The organism is Ochrobactrum sp. PL_is483 (assembly GCF_055816855.1).
In genome coordinates this window covers 61637-86257 of the sequence record NZ_JBVPGS010000021.1, presented here as the reverse complement: position 1 = coordinate 86257, position 24621 = coordinate 61637, and the positions used below count along the sequence as shown (strand labels likewise).

Sequence of the window (24621 nt, the reverse complement as noted above, 5' to 3'; positions counted from 1 at the left end):
CCATGCTTACCGCCCTTCAGCGCATAGAGCGCCAGAAATCGTCTTCCGCCCTTGTCCGCCTGCACCGGGCGCTGAACAGGCTGCGCTCTACCGTGACGCTGATGCATACGGGCGCACACCCCGACGACGAGCAAAGCGGCCTGATGGCCTATCTGCGTTTCGGGCTCGGCATGAAGGTGGTTATTGCCTGCTCGACGCGCGGCGAAGGCGGGCAAAATGCGCTTGGCCCCGAACGCGGCGGCGCGCTTGGCACGATCCGCAGCCGCGAGATGGAAGAAGCAGCACGCATTCTCGATTGCGACGTGCATTGGCTTGGGCATGGCCCTGACGATTCCGTCCACGATTTCGGCTTCTCCAAGGATGGCGACGGCACCTTCGCCCATTGGGGCGAGGAGAAGACCGTCGAGCGGCTGGTCCGCGCCTATCGCGCCGAGCGCCCCGACATCGTGCTGCCGACCTTTCTCGATGTTCCCGGCCAGCACGGCCACCACCGCGCCATGACGCGGGCGGCGGAGACGGCCATACGGCTTGCCGCTGATCCCCATGCCTTTCCAGAACATCTTGCCGAAGGGCTGACGCCGTGGCAGGTGGCGAAATTCTATCTTCCCGCCTGGCCGGGCGGCGGCGACACTTACGATGACGAGCTTCCGCCACCCGATACAACGCTGACGATCAGGGCGACCGGGCGGGACGAGGCAACCGGCGCGGAATACGACCGGATCGGTGAATCGTCGCGGGCCTGCCATGCGACGCAAGGCATGGGCCGCTGGCCGGAAAAGCCCAAAGCAGAATGGCCGCTGCATCTGAAACTGCCGGAAAGCCGTCCGGAAAAGACGATTTTTGACGGGCTCCCGGAAACCTTAGCCAGTCTCGCCGACAGTCTGGCATTTGAAAATCGCAAGCAGCTTCTTGATGCGCATCTGTCTGTTGAAGCGGCAATCGCAGCTTTTCCCGATAGAAAAGCCATCATCAAAAACCTGGTCGAGGCCGCGAAAAGCCTGAAAACTGTTCTGGCCAGCGCACCGGAAGATTTTCTTGCACGCCACAGACACAGGCTGCAACGCAAGCTGGATGAAATAGATGCCGCGCTGATCGAAGCGGCCTCGCTGTTCGAGCGGGCTTATCTGGAAGCCCCTATATTGCCAACGGGCGGCGAGACCCGCCTTGTTGTCGAATATGGACCGGGTGCGGCAGATGTTGCAGCAATGGCGCAACCCGTCCTGCCGGAAAGCTGTTCAATAGCCCCGGGGCACCGGACGCCGGAACGGGAAATTCTGGATGTGGCACTGGCAGAAGACGCGGCACTGTCCCCGCTTTTTGAACCGGCATGGCGGTCGCTCGGGGGCAATGGACAAGCCTATATCCGACTGAAAGCGCAGTTTGACGAACATCTGGCGGAGTGCAGCTTCGACCTTGAAGAACCACTCACTATCGTGCCGCCTGTCTCGTTGCAGATCGACCCGCCAGCCGTCATCCTGTCGGGCAAATGGGAACCATTGCCGATCCGGATTCTGGCCGATGGCCCGGCAAGGCAGATCACCTTCGCGTCGCAGAACGGCTGGAGCGTCACCAAAGACGGACAAAATGCCGTCTTGCATGGTCCCTCCGATCCGGCACCCGGCCTGACCGTTCTTCCAGCACTGGTCGATGGAACTCCGGCGTGGCAAACACATTTTTCCAGCTATCCGCATACAGGCAAAACCGTCTGGCGTGAGCCTGCCGCGCTGCCGGTGCTGGCGCTGGACATGAAGCTGCCCGACGCGCATATCGGCTATATTGGCGGTGGTGCCGACAATGTCGGCCTGTGGCTGAAACGCATGGGATTTGATGTCACCGACATCGAGCCGCATCATCTTGCCGGTGATCTATCAGAGTTCACGACCATCGTGGTCGGCATATTTGCCTTTGGTGTGCGCGACGATCTTGCTGCGGCAACGGAAAAGCTGCACCGCTTCGTTGAAGATGGCGGGCATCTGGTCACGCTCTATCACCGGCCGTCGGATGGCTGGCATCCAGACCAAACGCCGCCGCGAAAACTGACCATCGGATCGCCGTCACTGCGCTGGCGCGTTACGAACCCGCATGCGACGGTTACGGTTCTTGTCCCTGAACACCCCCTGCTTGCCTATCCCAACAACATCGATGAAAGCGACTGGCAGGGCTGGCACAAGGAACGCGGACTTTATTTCGCCTCCGCATGGGATGATGCTTATCAGCCGTTGCTTTCCATGCACGACGACGGAGAACAGCCGCTCTATGGCGCACTGGTTTCAGCCCGAATTGGTAAAGGCCGCCATACGCATGCAAGCCTCGTCCTGCATCATCAACTCGACAAGCTCGTCCCCGGAGCTTTCCGTTTGATCGCAAATCTCATGCAACCGGCGGGATAATCGCGCATGCAGGCAAGATGAAATATTTATGACGCCTATATGTTCCTTGCGGGAAACATTTTCCCTTATATTTCATTTCACTAATTAATTTTTATTGAGTTTCCATCGCGGAAAAATTTCGCTCTATCACAACGTGTATTTGACTCATGGAGATGAAATTATCATGCGCAATCTGGTACGTGTTTCTTTGACCGGTCTTTTTCTTGGCGCAAATCTTGCCACGGCCTTCGCTCAGGCAACGCCGGAGCAGATGGAAATGGCCTATAACGCCGCCCGCAATCAGCTCGGCGTACTCCAGTACTGCCAGGAAAAGGGTTATACCGATGGCGGCGCTATCGAAATCCAGACGAAAATGATTGCGCTTATCCCCGCTCCTTCCGACACTTCCAAGGCCGATGCTGCCGAAGCAACCGGCAAGCAGGGCAAGGTCTCTGCGATGGGTATGGAGCAGGATATCGCCACCAGCGCAAAGGCGCAGAACATCTCCGAGGAAAAGCTCTGCCAGACGATGGCCGATGCCGTCAAACAGGCTGGCGCGCAGCTGCCGCAGTAAGCGGATCACAATCCGTATGGAAATGGAGCCTCGCGCAAGCGGGGCTCTTTGCTATCTGCAACTCCATATTCAATATTGCTTGAGATCGGCTCGTGCCGAACTTTCAAATTTCATTTTATATTCAGCACTTTATTAATCATATGAAATACTCACCTTCCGTTTACCATGCAACTTAAGAGGGTGAACATAATTGGCGGATAGTTTGCTCGCAGGTCACAGCGACCACTAAACAAACAAGAATGATCTCAGGAGCAACACATGACCAAGCTTATCGCACGCTTTCGTAAAAACGAATCCGGCGCAACTGCCATCGAATACGGCCTCATCGCCGCCCTGATCGCTGTTGTCATCATCACAGCAACGACGGAACTGGGAACCAACATTCGCGACAAATTTACTGAAATTTCGACTGCAATCTCTACTGCAAGCAAGTGACAGAGCTACACATATTTTGCATAGAAAGCCGCCCTCCGGGGCGGTTTTGTCTTTTGGGGCGCCTTTCGCCTGCCGGAAGCAACTTTTGGAACGTTGTTGCGTTATTTAACAGGCTTGCAGCATTAGATCGAAATTGAGCAGCGTGGACGTGGAGATGTGAAGCAAGCTAACCAAGCTAACGATCTGCAATCTTTATTGATTATGGGCGTGGTGCAAAAATGCGCATAATCCCTCTAAATAGTGGTTCGCCGCGTGGTTGTTGCGTATTCCAGCGCTGACACCGGCTTTACTGGAGTAGCGGACATGTCATTGAAATCTATTCTACTGGCGCTCGGCATCGGCGCTGCGAGCCTTACACTCAGCGGTTGTGTGTCCGAAGGCTATTACGGCGATGGGTACGATCCCTATTATTCGCGCGGCAGCTATATCGGCACCGGCGTTATCTATGACAGCGGCGGCTATTATCGCGATTATCGCCGCTATCCGCGCTATTATCGGGACTCTCGTTATCGCTATCGCGACAATTATCGTTACCGTGACAGGGATCGCAACCGTCCGAGCTACAACAGGCCGGATCGCCCTCGCCCGCCGCGTCCGGATCGTCCGTCGTTCAACACACCCAGCGTGGAGCGTCCGGGACCGAACACGGTTCCGCCATTCCGCCCGATCAGGCGCGAATCGCATAATTGATAACGGATATTTCAAGCAAAACACCCGCCGAAGCCCTCGGCGGGTGTTTTTCATCGGCCTTATAACTTGATGACATATTCCTTGCGGGTCGTCTCGATCACTTCCCAGCTTCCCCTGAAACTGGGGCGTATGACAAAACTGTCGCCAGCCTTGACCTCGCGGGTTTCGCCGCCCTCTTCGTGGATGACCGACCGGCCCGACAGAATGTGGCAGAACTCCCATTCGTCATATTCGATCCGCCACTTGCCGGGCGTCGCTTCCCATATGCCAGCGTAAAGCGTGCCTTCGGCATTCTCCTCCAGATTCCACGTGCGGAATTTGGGGCTGCCTGAAAGAATGCGCTCCGCCAAGGGAGCGCCTTCCTCCGGCTCGATGCCGGTAAGGTCGAAAGCGAGAAAACGGCTCATCAATCAGACCTTTGCCAGCGCCTGTTCCAGATCGGCGATGATATCGTCGGCATCCTCGATGCCGATGGAAAGGCGTACCACGTCCGGTCCCGCGCCTGCCGCCACCTTCTGCTCGTCGGTCAACTGGCGATGGGTGGTGGATGCCGGATGGATGACCAGTGAGCGCGTGTCGCCGATATTGGCAAGCAGCGAGAACAGGTCGAGGCTGTCGACGAATTTCACGCCCGCGTCGTAACCGCCCTTGAGACCGAAAGTGAACACGGAGCCGGCCCCCTTCGGCGCATATTTCTGCTGGAGCGCGTGGAATTTATCATGCGGCAATCCGGCATAATTGACCCACGACACCTTGTCATGGCCGTGCAGCCAGGAGGCAACCTTCAATGCGTTGTCGCTGTGGCGCTGTATGCGCAGCGGCAGCGTTTCCACGCCTGTCAGTATCTGGAACGCATTGAATGGTGAAATGGCCGGGCCGAGATCCCGCAAGCCCAGAACACGGGCAGCGATAGCAAAGGAAATATTGCCGAATGTCTTGTGCAACTCCAGACCGGCATAATCCGGGCGCGGTTCGGTCAGAAGCGGGTAGTTGCCGGATTTGGCCCAATCGAACGTGCCGCCATCGACCAGAATGCCGCCCATCGAATTGCCGTGACCGCCGATGAACTTGGTCAGCGAGTGGACGACGATATCCGCGCCGTGCTCAATCGGGCGCACCAGATAGGGCGAGGCCAGCGTGTTGTCCACAATCAGCGGCAGGCCGTGCTTGTGGGCGATTTCGGCAATGGCCTCGATATCCACGACAATCCCGCCCGGATTGGCGAAGCTTTCGATGAAGATGGCGCGCGTCCGGTCATCGATCTGCTTGGCGAAATCGGTCGGGTTGGTGGCGTCGGCCCAGCGCACATGCCAGTCGAAAGACTTGAACGACTGGCCGAACTGGTTGATCGAGCCGCCATAGAGCTGGCGCGCGGCGATGAAATTGTCGCCCGGCCGCAGAAGCGTGTGGAACACGAGCAGCTGTGCCGCATGGCCCGATGCCGTCGCGACCGCCGCCGTTCCGCCTTCAAGTGCGGCGATGCGTTCTTCCAGAACGGCCGTCGTCGGGTTTGTGATGCGCGTATAGATATTGCCAAAAGCCTGAAGGCCAAACAGCGATGCCGCATGATCCGCATCATCGAACACAAACGAAGTCGTCTGATAGATCGGTGTTGCGCGCGCACCCGTCGTCGGATCGGGCTTCGCGCCTGCGTGGACAGCCAGCGTTTCAATTCCGGGCGAACGTTTCGACATGATTTCCTCCAGCGTCTAGAGCATCGGCCCGAAAATCGGAATTGATTTTCGGAAGCACGATGCGTCGATTCAATAACTTAGAGCGACCTTTGTACGTCCGTAAGGATGCACAAAGGTCGCTCTAAGCCCCAATGATGACAGGACGTTAGGCGTTGCCGCCAGGAAAGCAAAGGCGGTTTTTCCGCCAAATGGCGGAATCGCAGAAATTAAATCCAAAACTTCCTATTCAGAAATCAGGCGGGGATATTCGATGGCCGGACAGCGGTCCATGACGACCGTCAAACCGGCATCACTGGCGCGGTTTCCAGCCTCTTCGTGCACGACGCCAAGCTGCGTCCACAAGACCTTTGGCCGATGTTTCATCGCCAGAACCTCGTCCACGATGCCCGGCAGGGAATAGGGTTCGCGGAAGACGTCGACCATATCCACCGGTTCCTCGATGTCGGCCAGACGCGCCACCACGCGCTGGCCGTGAATATCCTTGCCCGCCTGCCCCGGATTGACCGGAATCACGCGGTATCCCCTGGAGAGCAGGAATTCCATCACGCCATTGCTCGGGCGTTCCGGCTTCGGCGATGCACCGAGAAGCGCAATCGTTTTCACGGAAAGGAGAATTTCGCGGATCTGGTCGTCGGATGGGTTTTGCATCTTGTCCTCTTTAATCGCCTGAGCCGGCGCTTGCATGAAAGCCGCCGCAGCCTCTATTGATTGTTAAATTTGGGAGGAATGCATGAATATCAATACCGCACATCGCACAAGCGTCAGCCCCGTCATGAGCCTCGATGAATTGCGGGCCTTCATGAAGCGTGAATTTCCGCAGCTTGGCGATGCTTTCGAGGTCGTGGCCGTGGATGAAGGCTCGGCGGCAATGCGCCTTCACGCCGATGAGCAACATCTGCGCCCGGGCGGGACGGTTTCCGGCCCTTCGCTGTTTGCGCTGGCCGACGTTGCCGCCTATGCCGCCATTCTCGCCCATATCGGCCCGGTTGCCCTGGCCGTCACGACCAACCTCAATATCAACTTTCTGCGCAAGCCCTCCCCCGGCACGGTCGAGGCCGTGGCGCGCTTCCTGAAACTCGGCAAGCGCCTTGCGGTCCTCGATATCAGCCTGACCGATGGCGCAAGCGGCGAGCTGGTCGCCCATGCCACCGCCACCTATTCGATTCCACCGCGATAAGCGGCCAAAAAGATGAGGTATTATAATACCAAATATGCAACATATTGATTTTGTTATTCTTTTCAAAAGAAGCTTCAAATATAGGGCTTGACGGAAGCGCCAACATTGTATATCGACCCGCCGGAAGCGCGTGAAAGGCAACTTTCGCACGCCCGTTCGGGTTGGAGAATATCCAACACAAGCAACAAAAAAAGCCCGGTTCGCAAGGACAGGGATCAAGTCAAGGAAGACTTCAATGGCAACTTTCTCCCAGAAGCCGGCCGAAGTGGTGAAGAAGTGGGTGCTGATCGACGCCGAAGGTCTCGTCGTCGGCCGTCTCGCATCGCTCGTCGCCAATCGCCTGCGTGGCAAGCACAAAGCAACCTTCACCCCGCATGTTGACGATGGCGACAATGTCATCATCATCAATGCCGACAAGGTTGTTCTGACCGGCAACAAATATACCGACAAGAAATATTACTGGCACACCGGCCATCCGGGCGGCATCAAGGAGCGCACTGCTCGCCAGATCCTCGAAGGCCGTTTCCCGGAACGCGTTCTTGAGAAGGCAATCGAGCGCATGATCCCGCGCGGTCCGCTCGGCCGTCGCCAGATGAAGAACCTGCGCGTTTATGCAGGCCCGAACCATCAGCACGAAGCTCAGCAGCCGGAAGTCCTCGACGTCGCAGCGCTGAACCGCAAGAACAAAGGGAATGCATAATCATGGCTGAGAGCATCAACTCGCTCGAAGAACTCGGCACCGTTGCCAAGACCGAAGCTGCCGCTCCGGTTCACGTCCAGAAGCTGGACGCACAGGGCCGCGCCTATGCCACCGGCAAGCGCAAGGACGCCGTTGCACGCGTATGGGTCAAGCCGGGCACCGGCAAGATCACCGTCAACGACAAGGAGTTCGAAAAGTATTTCGCACGTCCGGTCCTGCAGATGATCCTGCAGCAGCCGATCGTCGCTTCGAACCGCGCCGGTCAGTTCGACATCGTCGCCACCGTTGCCGGTGGTGGTCTCTCCGGTCAGGCCGGTGCCGTTCGTCACGGCATCTCCAAGGCCCTCACCTACTACGAACCGGGCCTGCGCACGGTTCTCAAGAAGGGTGGCTTCCTGACCCGCGACAGCCGCGTCGTCGAACGTAAGAAGTACGGTAAGGCCAAGGCCCGCCGCTCGTTCCAGTTCTCCAAGCGCTAACGCGCTTAGGGCCAGTTCTCCAAGCGCTAATATCTATCGCTTCAGAACTTACAGAAAAGCGGGCCTTCGGGTCCGCTTTTTTGTTGCGGGCAGTGCTGCTTGTCAGCCTACCCAACTGCGGAGCGACTTGCGATTGATCTCAAGCTGCTTTTTCGGCGTCTGTTTGTAATAATCCTGCGCCATGCCTGAGACCCAATCGCCGTAGCTGGGATTGGGTAGCATGAAAAACTTCGTGCCGAACGCTTCTCGATTGGCCTCGACGAATGCGCGTCGCTGCTGATTGTTCTTGTGATAGGTCGCAGTTCCGAAGTCGTTGAGATTATCACCCATATAGATGACAACATCATATCCCTCAGCCTTGATACTATCGAAACGCGCCTGCTTGTTTGACTGACCGCTGTTCAGCAAAAGCGTTTTTGCCGACACGCCGGGAAATCCAAGCTTCTTAATGTTTGCTGCGGTAGGCTGAAATGATCGCGCGTCGCGGTTCGTGACATAAAACATCGTGCCGCCATTCGCGTTCACATGCCTTGCAAACTCCACAGCGCCGGCAATCGGACGTGCCTGCTCGGCAGCCATCCAGCGCGCCCACGTCTTCTCTGTGTAGGGCATGCTTTGCCTGACGCGCCAACCGGCATAGGCACTATTATCGATCATCGTCTCGTCGAGATCGACGATTACGGCCTTTTTCCTTCCCTTCGCTGGTTTTGCCGCATCGAAGGCCTGACGGGCGCCATTAAACGCCTGATAGGCCAGCGCGTCATATTCGCCGGACTGTTGCATCCAGTTGATCGCGCTTACATTCTGCTGCTCCAGTTGAAAGCGCGCGCCACTCTGGTTCGTTGCGCAGCCCGCAAGTGAAGCCGAACAGCCAAGAATGGCCGAGATCACAAGAAATGTCTTTCGCATCATGTCCCTCCATGAAAGAGAGCCATTAGCGCTGAAGGCTTCCTGCACCTCAATTGCTGTTCTGTGTCCGCAATATATTGGGCGACAGCGCGACTTCGTCACAGTTGCAAGCCGGTTCGATAGTCGTCATGAATATGAACGACCGAAGCATCTCCCGGCCATCTTTACATACGGATAAGCCCATGTCCTCGCCTGCATCCAGCCGTTTCGCAGCCACACCAGAGCCGCCCTATCTGATCGTCACCTTTGCTTCACAGCGGGTCATTGGCGAAGACGATGGCTATGGCGACATGGCGGTCCGGATGGGCGAACTTGCAGCGAAACAGCCCGGCTATCTCGGTATCGAGAGCGCCCGCGACGCGGAAGGATTTGGCATCACCAATTCCTTCTGGGCTGACGAGGAAAGCATCCGCGCATGGAAGCGCGACGTGGATCATCTGGTGGCGCAGAAGCTCGGGCGCCAGAAATGGTATGAAACCTATCGCGTGCGTATCGGTCGCGTGGAGCGCGCCTATGGATTTGATGCCAAGAGCGAATGAAAGCGCTATAGAAGCCAGAACACCATCCGGATAACAGCCATGCCTTCAAAAACCATCGACCACGCGATCACGGCCCGCAGCCTGACCAGCGCCGCGACCGACCCTACCCATGCGGGCGTGCTGTCCTTCATGCGGCGGGTGTACACGAAGTCGCTCAAGGGTGCAGAAGCGGTTGTCTGGGGCATTCCCTTCGATGCCGCCGTTTCCAACCGGCCGGGCGCGCGCTTCGGCCCGCAGGCGATCCGGCGGGCCTCGGCAATCTTTGACAATGATCCGCAATATCCGTTTCAACGCGATCTGTTCGAGAAACTCGCCGTCATCGATTATGGGGACTGCCTGCTCGACTACGGCAATCACACCAAGACCCCTGCCGCCATCGAGCGCGAAGCGGCGAAAATCCTGAAATCCGACGCATTTCTGCTGACGCTTGGCGGCGATCATTTCATCACATGGCCGCTTCTCAAGGCGCATGCCGCGAAATATGGCCCGCTGGCGCTGGTGCAGTTCGATGCGCATCAGGATACATGGTTCGATGATGGCAAGCGGATCGATCACGGCTCCTTCGTGGCCCGCGCGGTGCGCGATGGCATTATCGATCCCGAGCATTCGATCCAGATCGGCATCCGCACGCACGCACCGGAAGATTGCGGCATCAGGATCATTTACGGCCACGAGGTGGAAGACATGTCGGCGGCGGCGATTGCCGATGAAATCCTGAAGCGCACCAATGGCAGGAAGGCCTATCTGACCTTCGACATCGACTGCCTTGATCCGGCCTTCGCACCGGGAACCGGCACGCCGGTCGCGGGCGGCCCTTCCTCGGCCAAGATGCTTTCGGTGCTGCGCAAGCTGTCGGCTCTTGACTTCGTGGGCGCCGATGTGGTCGAGGTTGCACCGGCCTATGACCATGCCGATATAACAGCCATCGCGGGAGCGACGATCGCAATGTACTATCTGGGCCTTGTGGCCGAACGGAAAGAACGACGATGAGACGCTTGCTCACAAAGTGATTCAAGCATCTCGAACACCCATTCCACCCATTGTCGTAACTTTCTGAATTCAAAGGCAAAACGCATGAAACCGAAAATCTTCATCGATGGCGAACACGGCACCACCGGCTTGCAGATCCGCACCCGTCTGGCCGAGCGCGACGATCTCGAAGTGATTTCCATCCCGGAAGCCGAGCGGCGCAACAAGGATTTGCGCGCCGACTATCTGCGCGCTGCCGACATTGCGATCCTGTGCCTGCCGGACGATGCCTCCAAGGAAGCGGTTTCCCTGCTCGAAGGCCATAACGCGACCCGCATCATCGATACCTCGACCGCCTATCGCGTGCACCCGGACTGGGCCTATGGCTTTGCGGAACTGGCCAAGGGCCAGCGCGAACGCATTGCCGAGGCGCGCCTCGTTGCCAATCCGGGCTGCTACCCGACCGGCGCGATTGCACTTGTGCGCCCGCTGCGCGATGCGGGCCTGCTGCCTGCCGACTATCCAGTCAGCGTCAACGCTGTTTCCGGCTACACTGGCGGCGGCAAGCAGCTCATCGCCCAGATGGAAGACAAGAACCATCCGGAGCATCTTGCCGCTAACAACTTCCTCTATGGCCTTCCGCTGCGTCACAAGCACGTGCCGGAACTGCAATTGCATGGCCGTCTGGATCGCCGCCCGATCTTTTCGCCCAGCGTGGGACGATTCCCGCAGGGCATGATCGTGCAGGTTCCGCTGTTCCTGAGCGAACTCAAGGGCACGCCGTCGCTTGCCACGGTTCATGCCGCGCTGACGGAGCATTATGCCGGTCAGGATATTGTCGAAGTCGTGCCGCTTGAGGAAAGCGCGAAGCTGCCGCGTGTCGATGCGGAAGAGCTCGCAGGCAAGGACGGCATGAAGCTTTTCGTCTTCGGCACCGAAGGCGACGGCGAGGTCAATCTGGTGGCGCTGCTCGACAATCTCGGCAAGGGCGCATCGGGCGCGGCCGTCCAGAACATGAACCTCATGCTTGGCAAGGCATGATGCCGACGCAGCCGGTGTTTCCTGTCGAATGGAATATCGGCTCCTATGAGCCTCTGGCCGATACACATTCAAGCCTCGTCTGGAAGGTCGAACGCATCGATCATCCGGGCGAGGTTTTTGTCGTCAAACAGTTGAAACCAGCCGGGATGGAAGAGCTGCGCGGCGCGCATTATCTGGACTGGCAGGACGGCCATGGTGCGGCACGATTATACGGCCTCAAGGGTACATCGATGCTGCTCGAATATGCCGGCGACTATCACCTCGATGAGCACCTGAAACGCGGCAAGGATGCCGAATGCCTGCGCATCTTCGGCGAGGTGCTGAGCGCGCTGCACACGCCCTCTCCCGCCCCGATACCGGCTGACCTGCAGCCGCTGGACAAGCACTTTTCCGGCCTCTTTGCGGTGGCGCATGAAAGCCCGATCTATGCAGATGGCACGGCGGTCGCCAAGCGCCTGCTGGCGACGCCGCACAAGGCAATTCCGCTGCATGGTGATATTCACCATGAGAATATCATCGAGGGACCGCGCGGCTGGCTCGCCATCGATCCGCACGGGCTGGTCGGCGATGCCGCCTTCGACGCGGCCAATATCTTCTATAATCCGCTCGATCGGGACGACCTTTGCCTCGACCTTGAACGTGCCCGGCACATGGCCGAACATTTCGCGCCGATCATCGGGCGCGAACCGGCCTACATTCTGGATTATGCCTTCGCCTATGGCTGCCTGTCAGCGGCATGGCATCGTGAAGACGGCAACGACGCGGATGAAGCGCGGGAACTGAAGATCGCCTCCGCACTCCGGCAATTGCGCCACGGCGCTTATCCCTCGTAAGCACCCTTGGCCGCGCGCCAGTGCGCCACCGCGAAAGCCAGCACGATCAGCGCAACAAACTGGTGCGTCAGGCCCAGATGCAGCGGAACGCTCATCAAAAGCGTGGCAATGCCGATGACAGCCTGCACGAGAACGAGCCCGAGGAGAACGATGGTGCGGCGCGCATGGGTGGTGCCGGGAGCCTGTTTCCAGACCTGCAAGGCATGCAGGACCGCCAGAACCAGAACCGTATAAGCGAACATGCGGTGCACGAACTGCACCGTTTTCGGGTTTTCGAACAGGTTGCGCCACCAGGGCGACTGGATGAACAGATCGGACGGAATGACAGCACCGTCCATCAGCGGCCAGGTATTGTAGGTCAATCCCGCATGCAGGCCCGCTACCAGACCACCCAGATAAATCTGCACCAGAACCGCGAACACGATCCATCCGGCAAAGCGCTGGATGGAGCGCTCCGCCGGTCGCTCGCTATAGGTGACAAGCCCGCGCGCGATGTAGAACACCGCCGTTATGATGATACACGCCGTCGTCAGGTGAATTGCCAGGCGGTACTGGCTGACGCTGGTAAGCTCGCTGAGGCCGGATGCGACCATCCACCAGCCGATGGCGCCCTGCAAGCCACCCAGCGCGAGCAGGCCCAGCATACGATATTTGAGGCCGCCCTTGAGACGCCCCGTCACCCAGAAGAAGGCCAGCGGAACGGCAACCAGAAATCCGACAAAACGCGCAAGCAGGCGGTGCGCCCATTCCCACCAGAAGATGTACTGAAACTCTTCCAGCGACATGCCCTTGTTGATCTGCTGGTATTGCGGAATCTGGCGATATTTGTCGAATTCTTCCACCCATTCGGCGTGGTTGAGCGGCGGAATGACCCCATGGATGGGTTTCCATTCGGTGATCGACAAGCCAGACCCGGTCATGCGGGTGGCGCCGCCGACCATGACGATGGCGATCAGCACGACGAAAACCGCATAGAGCCAGTAACGCACAAGGCGGCGGTCGCGGTCCTCTTTCGATGACCTCGAACCCTGCCCCATACGCTGCGCCGCTGCTGCCGTCATGCCATTCACCCTTCGATAATGAGCTCAAGTGTCTGAATCAAAAAGCGGCAGGCCGCGGCGAGAATAGTAATTTTCGAGTACCGGAGCGCAGCGTACTTAAAGGTACGTGAGCACCGGAACGCAGACAAATTGCCATTTGCAGACCGGCATGGCGATTTTCGGAACAGACACGATGGATACATGCAGCATAGGCCGAGCAGTTACAAGTTGGCGTCACGCGACAAGCCGCCGCGTTTTTGCCCTTTCGCTGGCCCCCTTCACCGGTTAGTGATGAACCGGGAAAAGGAGAATGCGCATGCCCGTCCGGCTGAAGAAACTGATCGGCACTTTCTTGCTGGTTTCACTGGTCATCATCTATGCGGTGTTTGCGACCATCATCGCCGTGGCGCATCTCGCCCAGTCGAGCGCCTGGGTGCATCTGCTTTATTTCTTCGTGACCGGCATTCTTTGGGTACTGCCTGCCATGGGCATCATCTGGTGGATGGCGCAGCCCCCACGCAATAAACAACATTAGTCTTGATCGAGGATGCTGCAGACGATGGCGGGTGAAGTCGCGGCGCGCATTCTGACGGATTTCGGCGAGATCGGGCGGCTCTGGAACGGCGCCGCCGCCATTCACGGCGCGCCGCAATCATTCGCCTGGATCGATAACTGGCGCGCAATCGTCAATGCCGACAGTTTCGTCGTCGGGCTTTTTGACGGCGATGGTCCAATCTTGGCTGTGCCGTTGGAAGTCGTCCGCCAGAACGGCGCGAAAATTGCGCGTTATCCCGGCGGAAGCCACGCCAATTGCAATTTCCCATGGCTGCGGAAGGAATATGGCGGCGCACTCCGACGCGAGGTGCTCCGGCAGCTAGTTGATGCAATCCGCAAGGCGCGGCCCGACATCGATGCGCTGTCGCTGACACGCCAGCTTTCAGAACTGCAAGGCGCGGCCAATCCGCTGCTTGCCCTTGGGAGAGCGCCCAACCCAAATCCGGTGCTCGCTGCGTCGCTCGGTGGCGGCTTCGACGCCGTGCTTGATCGCGCCAATCGCAAGCGGAAGCTCAAAAAACACCGGCAGCATGGTCGCCGCTATGAAGAAAGCGGAGGCTGGAGAATTGCCGGGCCGCAAAGCCGGGCGGAGTCAGACAAGATTCTCGATCTTTGTTTCGCGATGAAGGCACAGCGCTTCCAGAAGATGGGGATCAGTGATCCATTCGCCGATGAAAATGTGCGCAACTTCTTCAAGGCTCTCTTCGGAGAAGGGCTGGCGAAAGGTCAGGAACTGAACGAATTGCGCTTTCTCGAAGTTGGCGGGACCGTGCGCTCGATCATCGGCAAACTGTTCTGCGATACGGGACCGACCGTTGAATTCGGTGCAATCGCGGAGGACGAGCTGACGGCGGCAAGTCCCGGTGAGTTTCTCTTCTTCGAGGATATCAGCCGCAGTTGTGACGAAGGCCGCTCGGTCTACAGTTTCGGCATCGGGGACGAGCCCTACAAGCGCGAATGGTGCGACATCGAGCGCACGATCTATGACACGCTGGTGCCGCTTTCCGCCAAGGGCAGGTTTTTCACCGCTCTTCAATCAGTGCGCAACGGAATTGCCGGGGGGCTCAAGCGCAATCCCCGCCTGTGGGGCTTCGCCAAGACATTGCGGAGCAGGCTTGCAAAGCGTTAGCGCCGTTTGGCAACCTCTTTCAGGAACGCAGCCTAGAGCGGTTCCTGTTTTAACGGAATCGTTGGAACCGCTCTATCTATTTGTTTTTTCCGCATTTCCGAACGCAAAACCGCTTCACACTTTTGCTGGAAATGCTCTAATAAGTTGTTTCTGAATCGGTTTCTTCCATCAGAATGACAACGTCCTCATAACCGCCCTGATCCAGATCGAGAGCGGCCAGCGCCACGCCCTTGTCGTCCGGATCGACGATGCTCATAACAACGGAGGCAGGTCCATCGGCAATGCGCGCGATCTGTTCCGAAGACGACGGACCGCACTCTACAACAACAAAATCATAGACCGTTTCCAGCGCATCCAGAATGAGCGGCAGGCGATCGGCGGAGCGCATGGCGATTTCCGGGTCGGCCTCTCCAAGCGGAATGACATGCGCCTGCGAAAAGCGGTCGCTGTGGATGACCTCATTGAAGCGGCGCGCGCCGGACAGAAGCTCGGTAATACCGGGCAGATGCGCACCGTCCAGCATGGCAATGCCAAGGGTTCCCTTTGCGGTCATGTCCACGAGGACTGCCCGCTTGCCACGGTCGGCGAATTCGCGCAGCAGGCGCACCGCTCCAGCCGATGCTTGATCGCCCTCGGGAGACACCATCACGATGCGCTTATGCTGTCCGTCCGCGAGCAGATCGGCAACGGCTTCCACACCATTGGGATTATGCGGCTTCGTCTTGCTTTGCCTGATCATGGGAAACTCCTCCTCGGCCTTCCTTGTCTCGGAAACCGGCGGTTTTGCGGCAAACGGCATGGTCCATGAACGGCGCGGCGCCACAATTGTTTCCTCGGAAACAGTATCCATACGTTCTGACCTGGATGGCGGCACCGCTGCGGCCTCGGCGGCAGCGGCAATTACCGGCATCTCGATTTCCTCGACGGCGGCAACCCTTTGGCCATCTGCCGTCACGAAAGCACGCCCGCTGAACAATTCACGCAGCAGAACAAAGATCGACAGCAAAAGCAGGCCAGCCGCAAAGGCTGCACCGACAATCGGCAATATCATCGGATAATAAGGCACTGCCGGGGTTTCGGCGGAAGAAAAAATTCGGGCATCGACCGGCACATAGTTGCGGTCGGTGCGCGATGCGGCTTCCCGATAGCGCGTGAGATAGGTTTCCAGAAGCTGGCGCTGCGCCGCCGCCTCGCGCTCCAATGCGCGCAATTCGACTTCCTGATCGCCTGCCTGCGCGGCTTGCGCCTTCACGCGATTAAGCTCGCGATTGAGTTCGTCCTCGCGCAGCTTTGCCGCGGAAACTTCGTTATGGAGGCTGGCGACAAGCTTGCGGCCTTCGTTTCTAATCTGCTGATCGAGATCGGCAAGCTGCGAGCGCAACGCCTTGATGCGCGGATGGCCGTCCAGAAGCGTCGTTGAAAGATCGGCGATCTGGGCATTGAGCTGGACGCGCCTTTCGGCGAGGCGCTGCATCATGCCGGAAGCAAGCACATCCGGCAGCGTATCGATGGGCGCGCCGGAGGAAAGCGCCTTGCGAATGCTTTGGGCCTTTGCTTCCGCCGAAGCGCGGCTGGTGCGGACCCGCGTGAGTTCGGTGGAAACTTCCGAAAGCTGCTGCGTCGCAATCGTGCTGTTGCTCTGCCCGGTCAAAAGCCCCCGCGAAGCACGGTAATCCGCGACCTTCCTTTCCGCATCGCGGACACGGTTGCGCAGGTCATCGATTTCAGGAGCCAGCCAGCCAGTGGCATCGTCGTTCGATTCCAGCTTTGCGGCCCGTTGAAACAGGATGTACTGGCTGGCGAGCGCATTGGCGACGTTTTTGGCTGTCTCGGGATTCGCCGAATTATATTGCACCACAATGACCCGCGAGGCGGTAACGGCAAAAACCTGCATATTCTTGCGCAGCTTCTGCAAGACGCGCTCTTCCGGGGTCAGTTGCGCGGGATCAGTCCGCATGCCGAGCATGATGAGAACGCGGGTCCACGGCTTCACGTCCGTCGTCGTGAAGGCTTCGTTGCTGGTGAGCTTGAGTTCTTCGGAAACCTTCCGCAGCAGGTCGCCGGAGGAAAATACTTCAACCTGGCTCTTCACGCCTTCGGCGTCGAACAGGGGCCGCTCGGTTCCGGCCTCTCCGTTGGGACGCGTATAAATGGACTCACGGGCCTCGATGATAATGCGGGCTTCCGCGCGATAATCCGGCGTCAGAAGAAGGCAGATGGCCCATGCGAACGCCGCCATGAGAAGCGCGCCGACGACAATGAACAGCCAGTGACGGCGCAGGCTGGCAAACAGCGCGCCGATATCGATATCTGCGTCCCTTGATAACGGATCGACTTCTGCCATTCCCCATTCTCCATGGGCTTTGCGAATGCGCCTGTGCGCATGATCGCTCTCGCCCGCGTGGGGGAATGCCCCCCGTTTTCCAGTCGGAACAGTAAAGGAACAAGGTAACCAGAGGGTTAAACAGGATAAGCTCCCAACTCTGGCGAGATGCAAAGTTTTTCCGCCGAACCCTGTCTTCTTTACCAGCCATTAACCCTAATCAATCGATAACGCTTGCAACCGATATTCGTAATCGCGCGCTGCGTAGCGCGCCGATTGCGAGCGTTAAGACTATTGCTTTTCGGAAGAACCGAGGCGGAAGATGACGGCGAAGACAATTCAGAACAAGCGCAAAGGCCATACTCTGCTGGTGGCGCTGGGCCTTGCCGCCATGACGCTTTCCGCCTGCTCCAGCTATCGGCCTGCCCCACCCGCTTTCCACGAGGCGCTGAACCAGCCCTATATGCTGGACGCTGGCGATCGCGTGCGCATCACGGTTTTCGAGCAGCCAAGCCTCACCAACACCTATAGCGTCGATCAGGCTGGCTACATCGCCTTCCCGCTCGTCGGCAGCATTCCGGCACGCGGCAAGACATCCAAGCAGCTTGAAGGCATCATCGCATCGAAACTGCGCGGCGGCTATCTGCGCGACCCCGATGTGAGCGCGGAAATCGACCGCTATCGCCCGATCTTCGTGATGGGTGAAGTGGGTGCCGCCGGCCAGTATTCCTACGTTCCGGGCATGACCGCGCAGAAGGCAATCGCCGCTGCTGGCGGTTTCAGCCCGCGCGCCAATCAGGAGAATGTCGATATCACGCGCCAGTTCAACGGCAAGGTTCTGACCGGCCGCGTATTGATTTCCGATCCGATCCTGCCGGGCGACACGATCTATGTGCGCGAACGTCTGTTCTGATGGCGATTGATGGCTGATGACACCCACGTCTCCCCACTACGCATCGTCCACTGCTTCCGTGAGCCGACAGGCGGGCTGTTCCGCCATGTTCGCGATCTCGTGGGCATGCAGGCGGACGCTGGCCACGCGGTCGGCATCGTCTGCGATGCGACGACTGGCGGGCCTCGGGAAGACGCGCTTCTGGAAGAATTACGGCCAAAGCTCGCGCTCGGCCTTCATCGCATTGCCATGCAGCGCCACGTCGGACTGGGCGACGCAGCGGCAGCCTACAAAGCATATCGCATCATCAAGAAATTGCGGCCGGACATATTGCACGGACATGGCGCCAAAGGCGGCGTCTATGCGCGATTGTTCGGCTCAGTCTTACGGGTTTTTAGGTCTCGCGTAGCCCGTATCTATTCGCCGCATGGCGGTAGCCTGCATTTCGACCGGAAGACACGCCGTGGCGGCGCTGTCTTTCTGGTCGAAAGGATGCTGGCTCCCATGACCGACGCGGTGTTGTTCGTTTCCAACTTCGAAAAGCGCATTTATGAAGAAAAGGTAGGGCGGCCCTATGGCCTCCATGCCGTCGTTTACAATGGCTTGGCCGAAGACGAGTTCATCCCTGTCGCCGACGCGCCTGATGCCAGCGATTTTCTTTTCGTCGGCACGATGCGCGACCTGAAGGGGCCGGACCTGCTGATCCGCGCCCTTGCGCGCCTGCGCGACCAGAACCAGCGCGCCTTCACCGCGACCGTGGTGGGAGACGGCGCGGAAAAGCCGGATTTTATAGCCCTGACCGACGAGCTTGGAATGTCCGCGCAAATCCGCTTTCTACCGGGAACGGCAGCGCGGGAAGCCTTCGCCATGGGGCGGATAATGGTGGTTCCATCGCGCGCCGAAGCATTTCCCTATATCGTGCTGGAGGCGCTTGCCGCCGGAAAGCCAGTCATCGCCAGCAATGTCGGGGGGATTCCCGAAATATTCGGCCCGCGCTCTTCCGCGCTGGTGGAGCCGGATGACGAAGCGCTTTCGGACAAGATGCTGGTTGCCGCCGTTGACCTCACCGCGTTTCGCGCCATGATGCCCGATGCGCCACGGATGCGCGAGCGTTTCAACCTGCAATCCATGGCACATTCGATCGAGACGATCTATTTTGAAGCCCATCCTGACCGGACAGCACCGGCAGACTGAGAGCCTGAATCAAAAAGCGGCAAGTCGGCCTGCAAATGGCGACTTTTGGAACAGGCTCTGGGGATACCGTCGAACGGGACTTTTTCTATAACCTATTGTTATCAAGCAAAGGCAAAGCTCGCGTTTTCCTGACTTGCGGCAACCGGGACGGGTGTAATAAAGATATGCTATCGGCCTTCGCCAACAGTGCTGCAGCAGTATGGACAGAAACCATATTATATTAGTCATCGCTAATGGTAACAGCCTTCAGCCATGTATTTAATTGAGTGTTTACCTAGGTCAAAAGCTCGTCATGCGACGTTTATATTCTGCTTAGGACTCTCGGTCTAATTGTTATGCCGTCATTTTACGATCAGGGGCAATGTTGTGCGAAATAGTGATGCGCGCTCTCCTTTTGGCCGCGAAGCCATAGAAGCCAGCGATGTGCAGGCGGCCAAGCCGCAAGGCCCGGTGGAGCTCAGTCCCCTTGCGCGCCAGATGGCCGAGCAATACCAGCGCGACACGTTCTCACCGCTGATGCTGAGCGGCGTCATGCGCATTGCGGAGTTCGGGCTGATCGTCCTGGCGGGCATTGCGAGCTTTCTGCTTTATGTCGGCATTGAAACGCAACTCATCTTCTATTACCCGCTCGTCGTCATTGCCGGCGGCGCGCTTTTTGTCCTGTTGATGGAAATCAACGACGGCTATCAGATCAATGTGTTGCGCAGTCCCGCTCGCTATCTGCGGCGACTTTTCATCAGTTGGGCTGCCGTGCTCGGGACGCTGGCTATCGCCGGTTTTCTGATGAAGTCCTCCTCCGATTTCTCACGCGGCTGGTTCTTGTACTGGGCACTGGGCGCCTGTGTGCTGCTTTTGCTCTCGCGGCTCTTCATCGCCTGGAAAATCAAGCGCTGGGCGCGCAACGGCACAATGGAACGCCGCGCCGTCATCGTGGGCGGCGGTCCGAATGCCGAAGCGCTCATCCGCTCGCTGGAACAGCAGCCCGACAACGATATCCGCATTTGCGGCATCTTCGACGACCGCGATGACAAGCGCTCGCCCCCCATCGTTGCCGGATACCCGAAGCTTGGCAATATCAATGAGTTGATCGAGTTCGCCCGCATCGCTCATATCGACATGCTGATCGTGTCCCTGCCCATCAGCGCCGAAGCCCGCGTGCTGGCTCTGCTGAAAAAGCTGTGGGTCCTCCCGGTCGATATCCGTCTTTCGGCGCTCAATAATCACCTGCGCTTCCGCCCGCGCGCCTATTCCTATGTGGGCGCGGTGCCAATGCTGGATATTTTCGACAGGCCCATCAACGATTGGGATTCTGTAGCCAAACGCGTCTTCGACGTGGTGTTCAGCATTTTGGGCATCGCCCTGCTGTCGCCTATCATGATCGGCACGGCGATTGCCATCAAGCTGGACAGCAAGGGCCCGGTGATCTTCAAGCAGAAGCGGCATGGCTTCAATAATGAAATCATCAATGTCTGGAAGTTCCGGTCGATGTATACCGAGATGTGTGACCCTTCTGCGAAGCAGGCCGTTACCAAAAACGACCCTCGCGTCACGCGTGTCGGGCGCTTCATTCGCAAGGCTTCCCTCGACGAGCTGCCGCAGTTCTTCAATGTTCTGGCAGGTTCCCTGTCACTGGTCGGCCCGCGCCCGCATGCGGTGGCAGCCCATTCGCACAATGTGCTTTATAACGAGGTTGTCGACGGTTATTTCGCGCGCCATCGCGTGAAGCCGGGTGTCACCGGCTGGGCGCAGATCAATGGCTGGCGCGGCGAAATCGACAATGAAAACAAGATCCGTATGCGCACGGAATTCGATCTTTATTACATCGAAAACTGGTCGCTCTGGCTTGATCTCAAAATCCTGTTCCTCACACCCATACGGCTTCTCAATACGGAAAACGCCTATTGACCAGCGTGGCGCACAGCTTTGACGGCAATCTGCCCCCAGCCATGGGGCTGCGGGCAGATGTGGCGCGCAAACGTGCACTCAACCGCCTCGTTGCCAACACGGCAATCGGTTTCGGCGTTTTTCTGCTGGGCTTCGTGATGAGCGAGCCTGCGCCTTATGAACTCTACATGGTCGGCCTGATCGCGCTGGCGCTGCTGTTCGGCTTGCGGTTGACCCGCACCAGCCTGGTGCTGCTGGCGCTTTTTGCCGTGTTTAATTTCGGCGGCATAATCTCCGTCATGCAGATGGCCGATGTGAAGAAGGCCCCGCTCTATATTGCCGTTTCGCTGTTTCTGGCTTTCACATCGGTTTTCTTCGCAGCCATCATTGAGGCGGATTACAGGCGTCTCAAGACGATCTTCAACGCCTATCTTCTCGTCGGCGTGCTGTCGTCGCTCCTGGGTATCGCCGGTTATCTCGGCCTGTTTCCCGGTGCCGAGATGTTCACCCGCTATGGCCGCGCGCGGGGCGCATTTCAGGACTCAAATGTCTATGGGCCATTCCTGATATTGCCGCTGACCTGGACACTCTACCGCATCATGCGCGGAGGTTTCCGCGATGTTGTCGTCTATCTGCCTTTCTGCTGCCTGCTCACGCTCGGCGTTCTGGTGTCCTTCTCGCGCGCCGCTTGGGCGATGGTTCCCCTCTCCTTCGCCCTGCTGTTCGGCGTGCTTTTTCTGCAAAGCAACAGCAATCGCTTTCGGCTTCGCCTGATCGCAATTGGCCTGCTTGCCCTTGTTGCGATCATCCTCGCGATCCTGATCATGCTGCAAATTCCGGGTGTGGGCGAATTCTTCCGTGAGCGCGCGCGGCTTGAACAAAGCTATGACAGCGCGCGGCTTGGGCGTTTCGCCCGGCATTGGCTCGGAATGATCCTCGCAACGCAACACCCGCTCGGCATAGGCCCGCTGGAATTCGGCCCCATGTTCGGGGAAGACACGCACAATATCTGGCTCAAGGCCGTGCTTGATTACGGCTGGACCGGCTTCATCGCCTTTCTGACGCTGACATTCCTGACCCTCGGGATCGGCTTCAAGCTTCTGTTCCGCAACCGCCCGTGGCAGCCGTTTCTTCTGGTCGCCTACGCGACCTATCTCGGTCACGTCCTGATCGGGAATGTCATCGACACTGATCACTGGCGTCACTTTTACCTGCTTTTCGGGATCATCTGGGGTTGTGCGGGGCTGGAATACAAGTATCAGCTTTCGCTCAAGCTCGAGGATCAGTCAGGAGAGCAGAACCTTGCAATTCGCGATATATGCCGCAGCGGCCCTGTTTGAAATCGCCGGATGCTTCGCATTCTGGGCATGGCTGAAGCTCGGCAAGCCAGCGTTGTGGCTGGTGCCCGGCATGGCGTGTCTTGCCTTGTTCGCCTATCTTCTGACCCTGATTGAAAGCAATGTAGCGGGCCGCGCTTACGCCGCCTATGGCGGCATCTATATCATCGCATCGATCCTGTGGATCTGGTTTGCCGAGGGCGCCCGCCCCGATCGCTGGGATGTGGTTGGCGCATGCACAGCATTTGCCGGTACATGCATCATCCTTTTTGCACCACGATCCTGAACGTGACGTTCAGCCGCGAAGCCTGCCCTGCTCTTTATCGAGGGCGTTGGAATTCGCACCCAACAGCTCAAGAAGCCACGACGGACGCGGTTCCACTTCGATAACCCAGACATCATATTCGCCGGGCATGTTGCACCAGAAATTCGCGCGACGCCGCCCGTCGATCAGAATGTCCCTCTCCTGCGTGCGGACCACAACGAGGCTTCCTTCCACATAACGGGGCATTTCCTGCGTTCGCACACGTATTCCGGCAGAGCGGGCATCGCTGGTTTTCTGCATATGATCGAGAACCTGACCTATGCGGCGGTTAGACCATTTCTCGCGGACGATATTCCCGCGAAACACGTCGACCTGCCGAAGCCCATAAAGCCGCGTCCATTCACGCGCCAGCCGCTGGATCGCAAGCACGCCGTCCCGATGGTAGAAGAACAACGGCAATATGTTCTCCCAAACCGGTTCACGGTTAACGGCCAGATGTGCCCGCCAGAAATCCATTGTGCTGAAAAGGTGACTGATTCTCATCCCTCGGCGACTCTCCTTTCCCCAATTTATTAGGAAAGACAGACATATCATCGAAGGTGACAGATTGTCACAATTTATTCATAATTCCGTCACAATGGAACCACGCCAGGTTGAGGAGCTGTTCGGCGCTCAGCAGGCGAATTAACGCCGGTGTGCAATTTGTCAGTTTCCGGAAATTAGCCCTTGCGTGCCAAGTCGTTATATTCTACGGCTTTCCCCGGCTCGGAGCGTAGCGCAGCCCGGTAGCGCACTTGACTGGGGGTCAAGGGGTCGTGGGTTCGAATCCCGCCGCTCCGACCATTAAATCAAAGACTTAGCTACCATCTTTGATTGCTGGATATTTTTGAAAATAACCAGCGCATTGCCTGGAGTGTTCTGGCAATCCTGACTGTAGTGCCGGTCATCTGATTTTATTCACCGACATGACCGGCGAATGGGAAATACCTGGAGCCGGATTTCGCACCAGTATCCTGCGAGACAGCATTTCAAAGTCGTTGTTGCAGTGATCGGTTGTCGCAGAACACCGCCCACCTCGCCTCAAGAAAGCCATATCCAAATTTGGAACAGCCTCACACGCCTATTACCGTCAGGCCCCCAGTGCGCCAGATGGAATTAATTCGGTTCATTGATTCAAATCAATGAAGAAGGGCGCCCGCCAGTATAATGGCGGCTGAAACTCAACCCCAAGTCGATCACGATATCAGGGTGGCTGGAGCATTCAGAGATGCACCTGCCCTCGCCAAACAACGAAACCTCTTTATTTCAGCGAATACTAATGTAGTATATGCAGTGAAAGGAAACAGACGCTGAAGCGATTCGCATAAAATACAACAATAACAATAACTTAACAAAATCAAATGCAATCCTCATCAGAATTTTCCTTTGAGGATTATTTCGTAACTAGCTTGAGCTCTGTTCTTTCCACAAACTTTATCTCGGTCGCAACCACCGCCGGAATAGTAGAAAAAGAAAGAAAACGAATACAGTAAACCAAATAATACGTAATCACATCCTTATAAGAATTGTATTATTCATTTGATATGCAAGTAA

Annotated in this window: 25 protein-coding genes, 1 tRNA gene and 1 pseudogene; 19 read left to right on the top strand and 8 right to left on the bottom strand. The window is 57.7% G+C overall.

Annotated features, from left to right (window positions below):
* The first annotated feature begins 2 nt into the window (after nt 1-2).
* The 4 genes from AC0TNJ_RS02535 to AC0TNJ_RS02520 all read left to right on the top strand — a co-directional run bounded on the left by AC0TNJ_RS02535 (nt 3) and on the right by AC0TNJ_RS02520 (nt 4068).
* A complete protein-coding gene (locus tag AC0TNJ_RS02535) occupies nt 3-2390 on the top strand; it encodes a PIG-L family deacetylase (protein WP_473770131.1) in 2388 nt (795 codons plus the stop codon).
* Nucleotides 2391-2553: 163 nt separating this feature from the next.
* Nucleotides 2554-2943, top strand: coding sequence for a pore-forming ESAT-6 family protein (locus AC0TNJ_RS02530; RefSeq protein WP_122003418.1), 390 nt, complete (start codon nt 2554-2556; stop codon nt 2941-2943).
* A 258-nt stretch (nt 2944-3201) separates the two neighbouring features.
* Nucleotides 3202-3378, top strand: coding sequence for a Flp family type IVb pilin (locus AC0TNJ_RS02525; RefSeq protein ID WP_122066969.1), 177 nt, complete (start codon nt 3202-3204; stop codon nt 3376-3378).
* Nucleotides 3379-3681: 303 nt separating this feature from the next.
* Nucleotides 3682-4068, top strand: a complete 387-nt coding sequence (locus AC0TNJ_RS02520; RefSeq protein WP_473767244.1) for a hypothetical protein — start codon at nt 3682-3684, stop codon at nt 4066-4068.
* A gap of 59 nt (nt 4069-4127) precedes the next feature.
* Here the strand turns inward: AC0TNJ_RS02520 and AC0TNJ_RS02515 are convergent, their stop codons facing one another.
* The 3 genes from AC0TNJ_RS02515 to AC0TNJ_RS02505 all read right to left on the bottom strand — a co-directional run bounded on the left by AC0TNJ_RS02515 (nt 4128) and on the right by AC0TNJ_RS02505 (nt 6410).
* Nucleotides 4128-4475 carry a cupin domain-containing protein gene (locus AC0TNJ_RS02515; protein ID WP_473770130.1) on the bottom strand — a complete coding sequence of 116 codons (348 nt, stop codon included), beginning with the start codon at nt 4473-4475 and terminating at the stop codon, nt 4128-4130.
* A gap of 3 nt (nt 4476-4478) precedes the next feature.
* Nucleotides 4479-5762: an O-acetylhomoserine aminocarboxypropyltransferase gene (locus AC0TNJ_RS02510; protein WP_121982980.1), complete on the bottom strand. Its 1284-nt coding sequence runs from the start codon at nt 5760-5762 to the stop codon at nt 4479-4481.
* A 222-nt stretch (nt 5763-5984) separates the two neighbouring features.
* Nucleotides 5985-6410, bottom strand: a complete 426-nt coding sequence (locus AC0TNJ_RS02505) for a CoA-binding protein (RefSeq protein WP_473770129.1) — start codon at nt 6408-6410, stop codon at nt 5985-5987.
* 82 nt (nt 6411-6492) lie between these two features.
* Between AC0TNJ_RS02505 and AC0TNJ_RS02500 the strand changes: the two genes are divergently transcribed.
* The 3 genes from AC0TNJ_RS02500 to rpsI all read left to right on the top strand — a co-directional run bounded on the left by AC0TNJ_RS02500 (nt 6493) and on the right by rpsI (nt 8118).
* Nucleotides 6493-6939, top strand: a complete 447-nt coding sequence (locus tag AC0TNJ_RS02500; protein WP_473770128.1) for a PaaI family thioesterase — start codon at nt 6493-6495, stop codon at nt 6937-6939.
* Between the two features lie 235 nt (nt 6940-7174).
* Nucleotides 7175-7639, top strand: a complete 465-nt coding sequence (rplM, locus tag AC0TNJ_RS02495) for a 50S ribosomal protein L13 (protein ID WP_122003425.1) — start codon at nt 7175-7177, stop codon at nt 7637-7639.
* Between the two features lie 2 nt (nt 7640-7641).
* Complete coding sequence (gene rpsI, locus AC0TNJ_RS02490; RefSeq protein WP_002963925.1) at nt 7642-8118, top strand: 30S ribosomal protein S9; 477 nt, start codon at nt 7642-7644, stop codon at nt 8116-8118.
* Between the two features lie 102 nt (nt 8119-8220).
* Here the strand turns inward: rpsI and AC0TNJ_RS02485 are convergent, their stop codons facing one another.
* Complete coding sequence (locus tag AC0TNJ_RS02485) at nt 8221-9027, bottom strand: 5'-nucleotidase, lipoprotein e(P4) family (RefSeq protein WP_473770127.1); 807 nt, start codon at nt 9025-9027, stop codon at nt 8221-8223.
* A 182-nt stretch (nt 9028-9209) separates the two neighbouring features.
* On the opposite strand from AC0TNJ_RS02485, the gene AC0TNJ_RS02480 reads away from it, so the two are divergent.
* The 4 genes from AC0TNJ_RS02480 to AC0TNJ_RS02465 all read left to right on the top strand — a co-directional run bounded on the left by AC0TNJ_RS02480 (nt 9210) and on the right by AC0TNJ_RS02465 (nt 12409).
* Nucleotides 9210-9566, top strand: a complete 357-nt coding sequence (locus AC0TNJ_RS02480; protein ID WP_473770126.1) for an antibiotic biosynthesis monooxygenase family protein — start codon at nt 9210-9212, stop codon at nt 9564-9566.
* Between the two features lie 39 nt (nt 9567-9605).
* Nucleotides 9606-10556, top strand: a complete 951-nt coding sequence (gene speB / locus AC0TNJ_RS02475; protein ID WP_473770125.1) for an agmatinase — start codon at nt 9606-9608, stop codon at nt 10554-10556.
* A gap of 84 nt (nt 10557-10640) precedes the next feature.
* On the top strand, nt 10641-11576 hold the full coding sequence (gene argC, locus AC0TNJ_RS02470; RefSeq protein WP_473770124.1) for an N-acetyl-gamma-glutamyl-phosphate reductase: 936 nt from the start codon (nt 10641-10643) through the stop codon (nt 11574-11576).
* Nucleotides 11576-12409, top strand: a complete 834-nt coding sequence (locus AC0TNJ_RS02465) for an aminoglycoside phosphotransferase family protein (protein ID WP_473770123.1) — start codon at nt 11576-11578, stop codon at nt 12407-12409. Before argC ends, AC0TNJ_RS02465 begins: the two co-directional genes overlap by 1 nt.
* Here AC0TNJ_RS02465 and AC0TNJ_RS02460 read toward each other — a convergent pair.
* Together AC0TNJ_RS02460 and AC0TNJ_RS02455 are read right to left on the bottom strand one after the other, a co-directional pair.
* Nucleotides 12397-13470 carry a COX15/CtaA family protein gene (locus AC0TNJ_RS02460; RefSeq protein ID WP_473770122.1) on the bottom strand — a complete coding sequence of 358 codons (1074 nt, stop codon included), beginning with the start codon at nt 13468-13470 and terminating at the stop codon, nt 12397-12399. The genes AC0TNJ_RS02465 and AC0TNJ_RS02460 overlap by 13 nt on opposite strands.
* A gap of 26 nt (nt 13471-13496) precedes the next feature.
* Nucleotides 13497-13606: pseudogene (locus AC0TNJ_RS02455) on the bottom strand (flagellar basal body P-ring protein FlgI); the annotation flags it as partial.
* A gap of 159 nt (nt 13607-13765) precedes the next feature.
* Between AC0TNJ_RS02455 and AC0TNJ_RS02450 the strand changes: the two are divergent.
* Together AC0TNJ_RS02450 and AC0TNJ_RS02445 are read left to right on the top strand one after the other, a co-directional pair.
* Nucleotides 13766-13984 carry a DUF2842 domain-containing protein gene (locus AC0TNJ_RS02450; protein ID WP_122003485.1) on the top strand — a complete coding sequence of 73 codons (219 nt, stop codon included), beginning with the start codon at nt 13766-13768 and terminating at the stop codon, nt 13982-13984.
* Between the two features lie 24 nt (nt 13985-14008).
* Nucleotides 14009-15133: a GNAT family N-acetyltransferase gene (locus tag AC0TNJ_RS02445; protein ID WP_473770121.1), complete on the top strand. Its 1125-nt coding sequence runs from the start codon at nt 14009-14011 to the stop codon at nt 15131-15133.
* A 136-nt stretch (nt 15134-15269) separates the two neighbouring features.
* On the opposite strand, the gene AC0TNJ_RS02440 is transcribed toward AC0TNJ_RS02445, so the two are convergent.
* Nucleotides 15270-17477 carry a Wzz/FepE/Etk N-terminal domain-containing protein gene (locus tag AC0TNJ_RS02440; RefSeq protein WP_473770120.1) on the bottom strand — a complete coding sequence of 736 codons (2208 nt, stop codon included), beginning with the start codon at nt 17475-17477 and terminating at the stop codon, nt 15270-15272.
* Nucleotides 17478-17778: 301 nt separating this feature from the next.
* Between AC0TNJ_RS02440 and AC0TNJ_RS02435 the strand changes: the two genes are divergently transcribed.
* The 5 genes from AC0TNJ_RS02435 to AC0TNJ_RS02415 all read left to right on the top strand — a co-directional run bounded on the left by AC0TNJ_RS02435 (nt 17779) and on the right by AC0TNJ_RS02415 (nt 23049).
* The gene (locus AC0TNJ_RS02435) at nt 17779-18369 is read left to right on the top strand and encodes a polysaccharide biosynthesis/export family protein (protein WP_473770119.1); all 591 of its coding nucleotides are present in this window, start codon (nt 17779-17781) and stop codon (nt 18367-18369) included.
* A 9-nt stretch (nt 18370-18378) separates the two neighbouring features.
* Nucleotides 18379-19542 carry a glycosyltransferase family 4 protein gene (locus AC0TNJ_RS02430; protein ID WP_473770118.1) on the top strand — a complete coding sequence of 388 codons (1164 nt, stop codon included), beginning with the start codon at nt 18379-18381 and terminating at the stop codon, nt 19540-19542.
* A gap of 366 nt (nt 19543-19908) precedes the next feature.
* Nucleotides 19909-21447, top strand: coding sequence for an undecaprenyl-phosphate glucose phosphotransferase (locus tag AC0TNJ_RS02425; RefSeq protein ID WP_473767255.1), 1539 nt, complete (start codon nt 19909-19911; stop codon nt 21445-21447).
* A complete protein-coding gene (locus AC0TNJ_RS02420) occupies nt 21444-22766 on the top strand; it encodes an O-antigen ligase family protein (protein ID WP_473770117.1) in 1323 nt (440 codons plus the stop codon). The genes AC0TNJ_RS02425 and AC0TNJ_RS02420 overlap by 4 nt, the downstream gene beginning before the upstream one ends.
* Nucleotides 22729-23049 carry a YnfA family protein gene (locus AC0TNJ_RS02415; RefSeq protein ID WP_473770116.1) on the top strand — a complete coding sequence of 107 codons (321 nt, stop codon included), beginning with the start codon at nt 22729-22731 and terminating at the stop codon, nt 23047-23049. The genes AC0TNJ_RS02420 and AC0TNJ_RS02415 overlap by 38 nt, the downstream gene beginning before the upstream one ends.
* A 9-nt stretch (nt 23050-23058) precedes the next feature.
* Here AC0TNJ_RS02415 and AC0TNJ_RS02410 read toward each other — a convergent pair whose 3' ends face one another.
* On the bottom strand, nt 23059-23571 hold the full coding sequence (locus AC0TNJ_RS02410) for a hypothetical protein (protein ID WP_473770115.1): 513 nt from the start codon (nt 23569-23571) through the stop codon (nt 23059-23061).
* A 223-nt stretch (nt 23572-23794) separates the two neighbouring features.
* Between AC0TNJ_RS02410 and AC0TNJ_RS02405 the strand changes: the two genes are divergently transcribed.
* Nucleotides 23795-23871, top strand: a tRNA-Pro gene (locus tag AC0TNJ_RS02405).
* Nucleotides 23872-24621 lie beyond the last annotated feature (750 nt).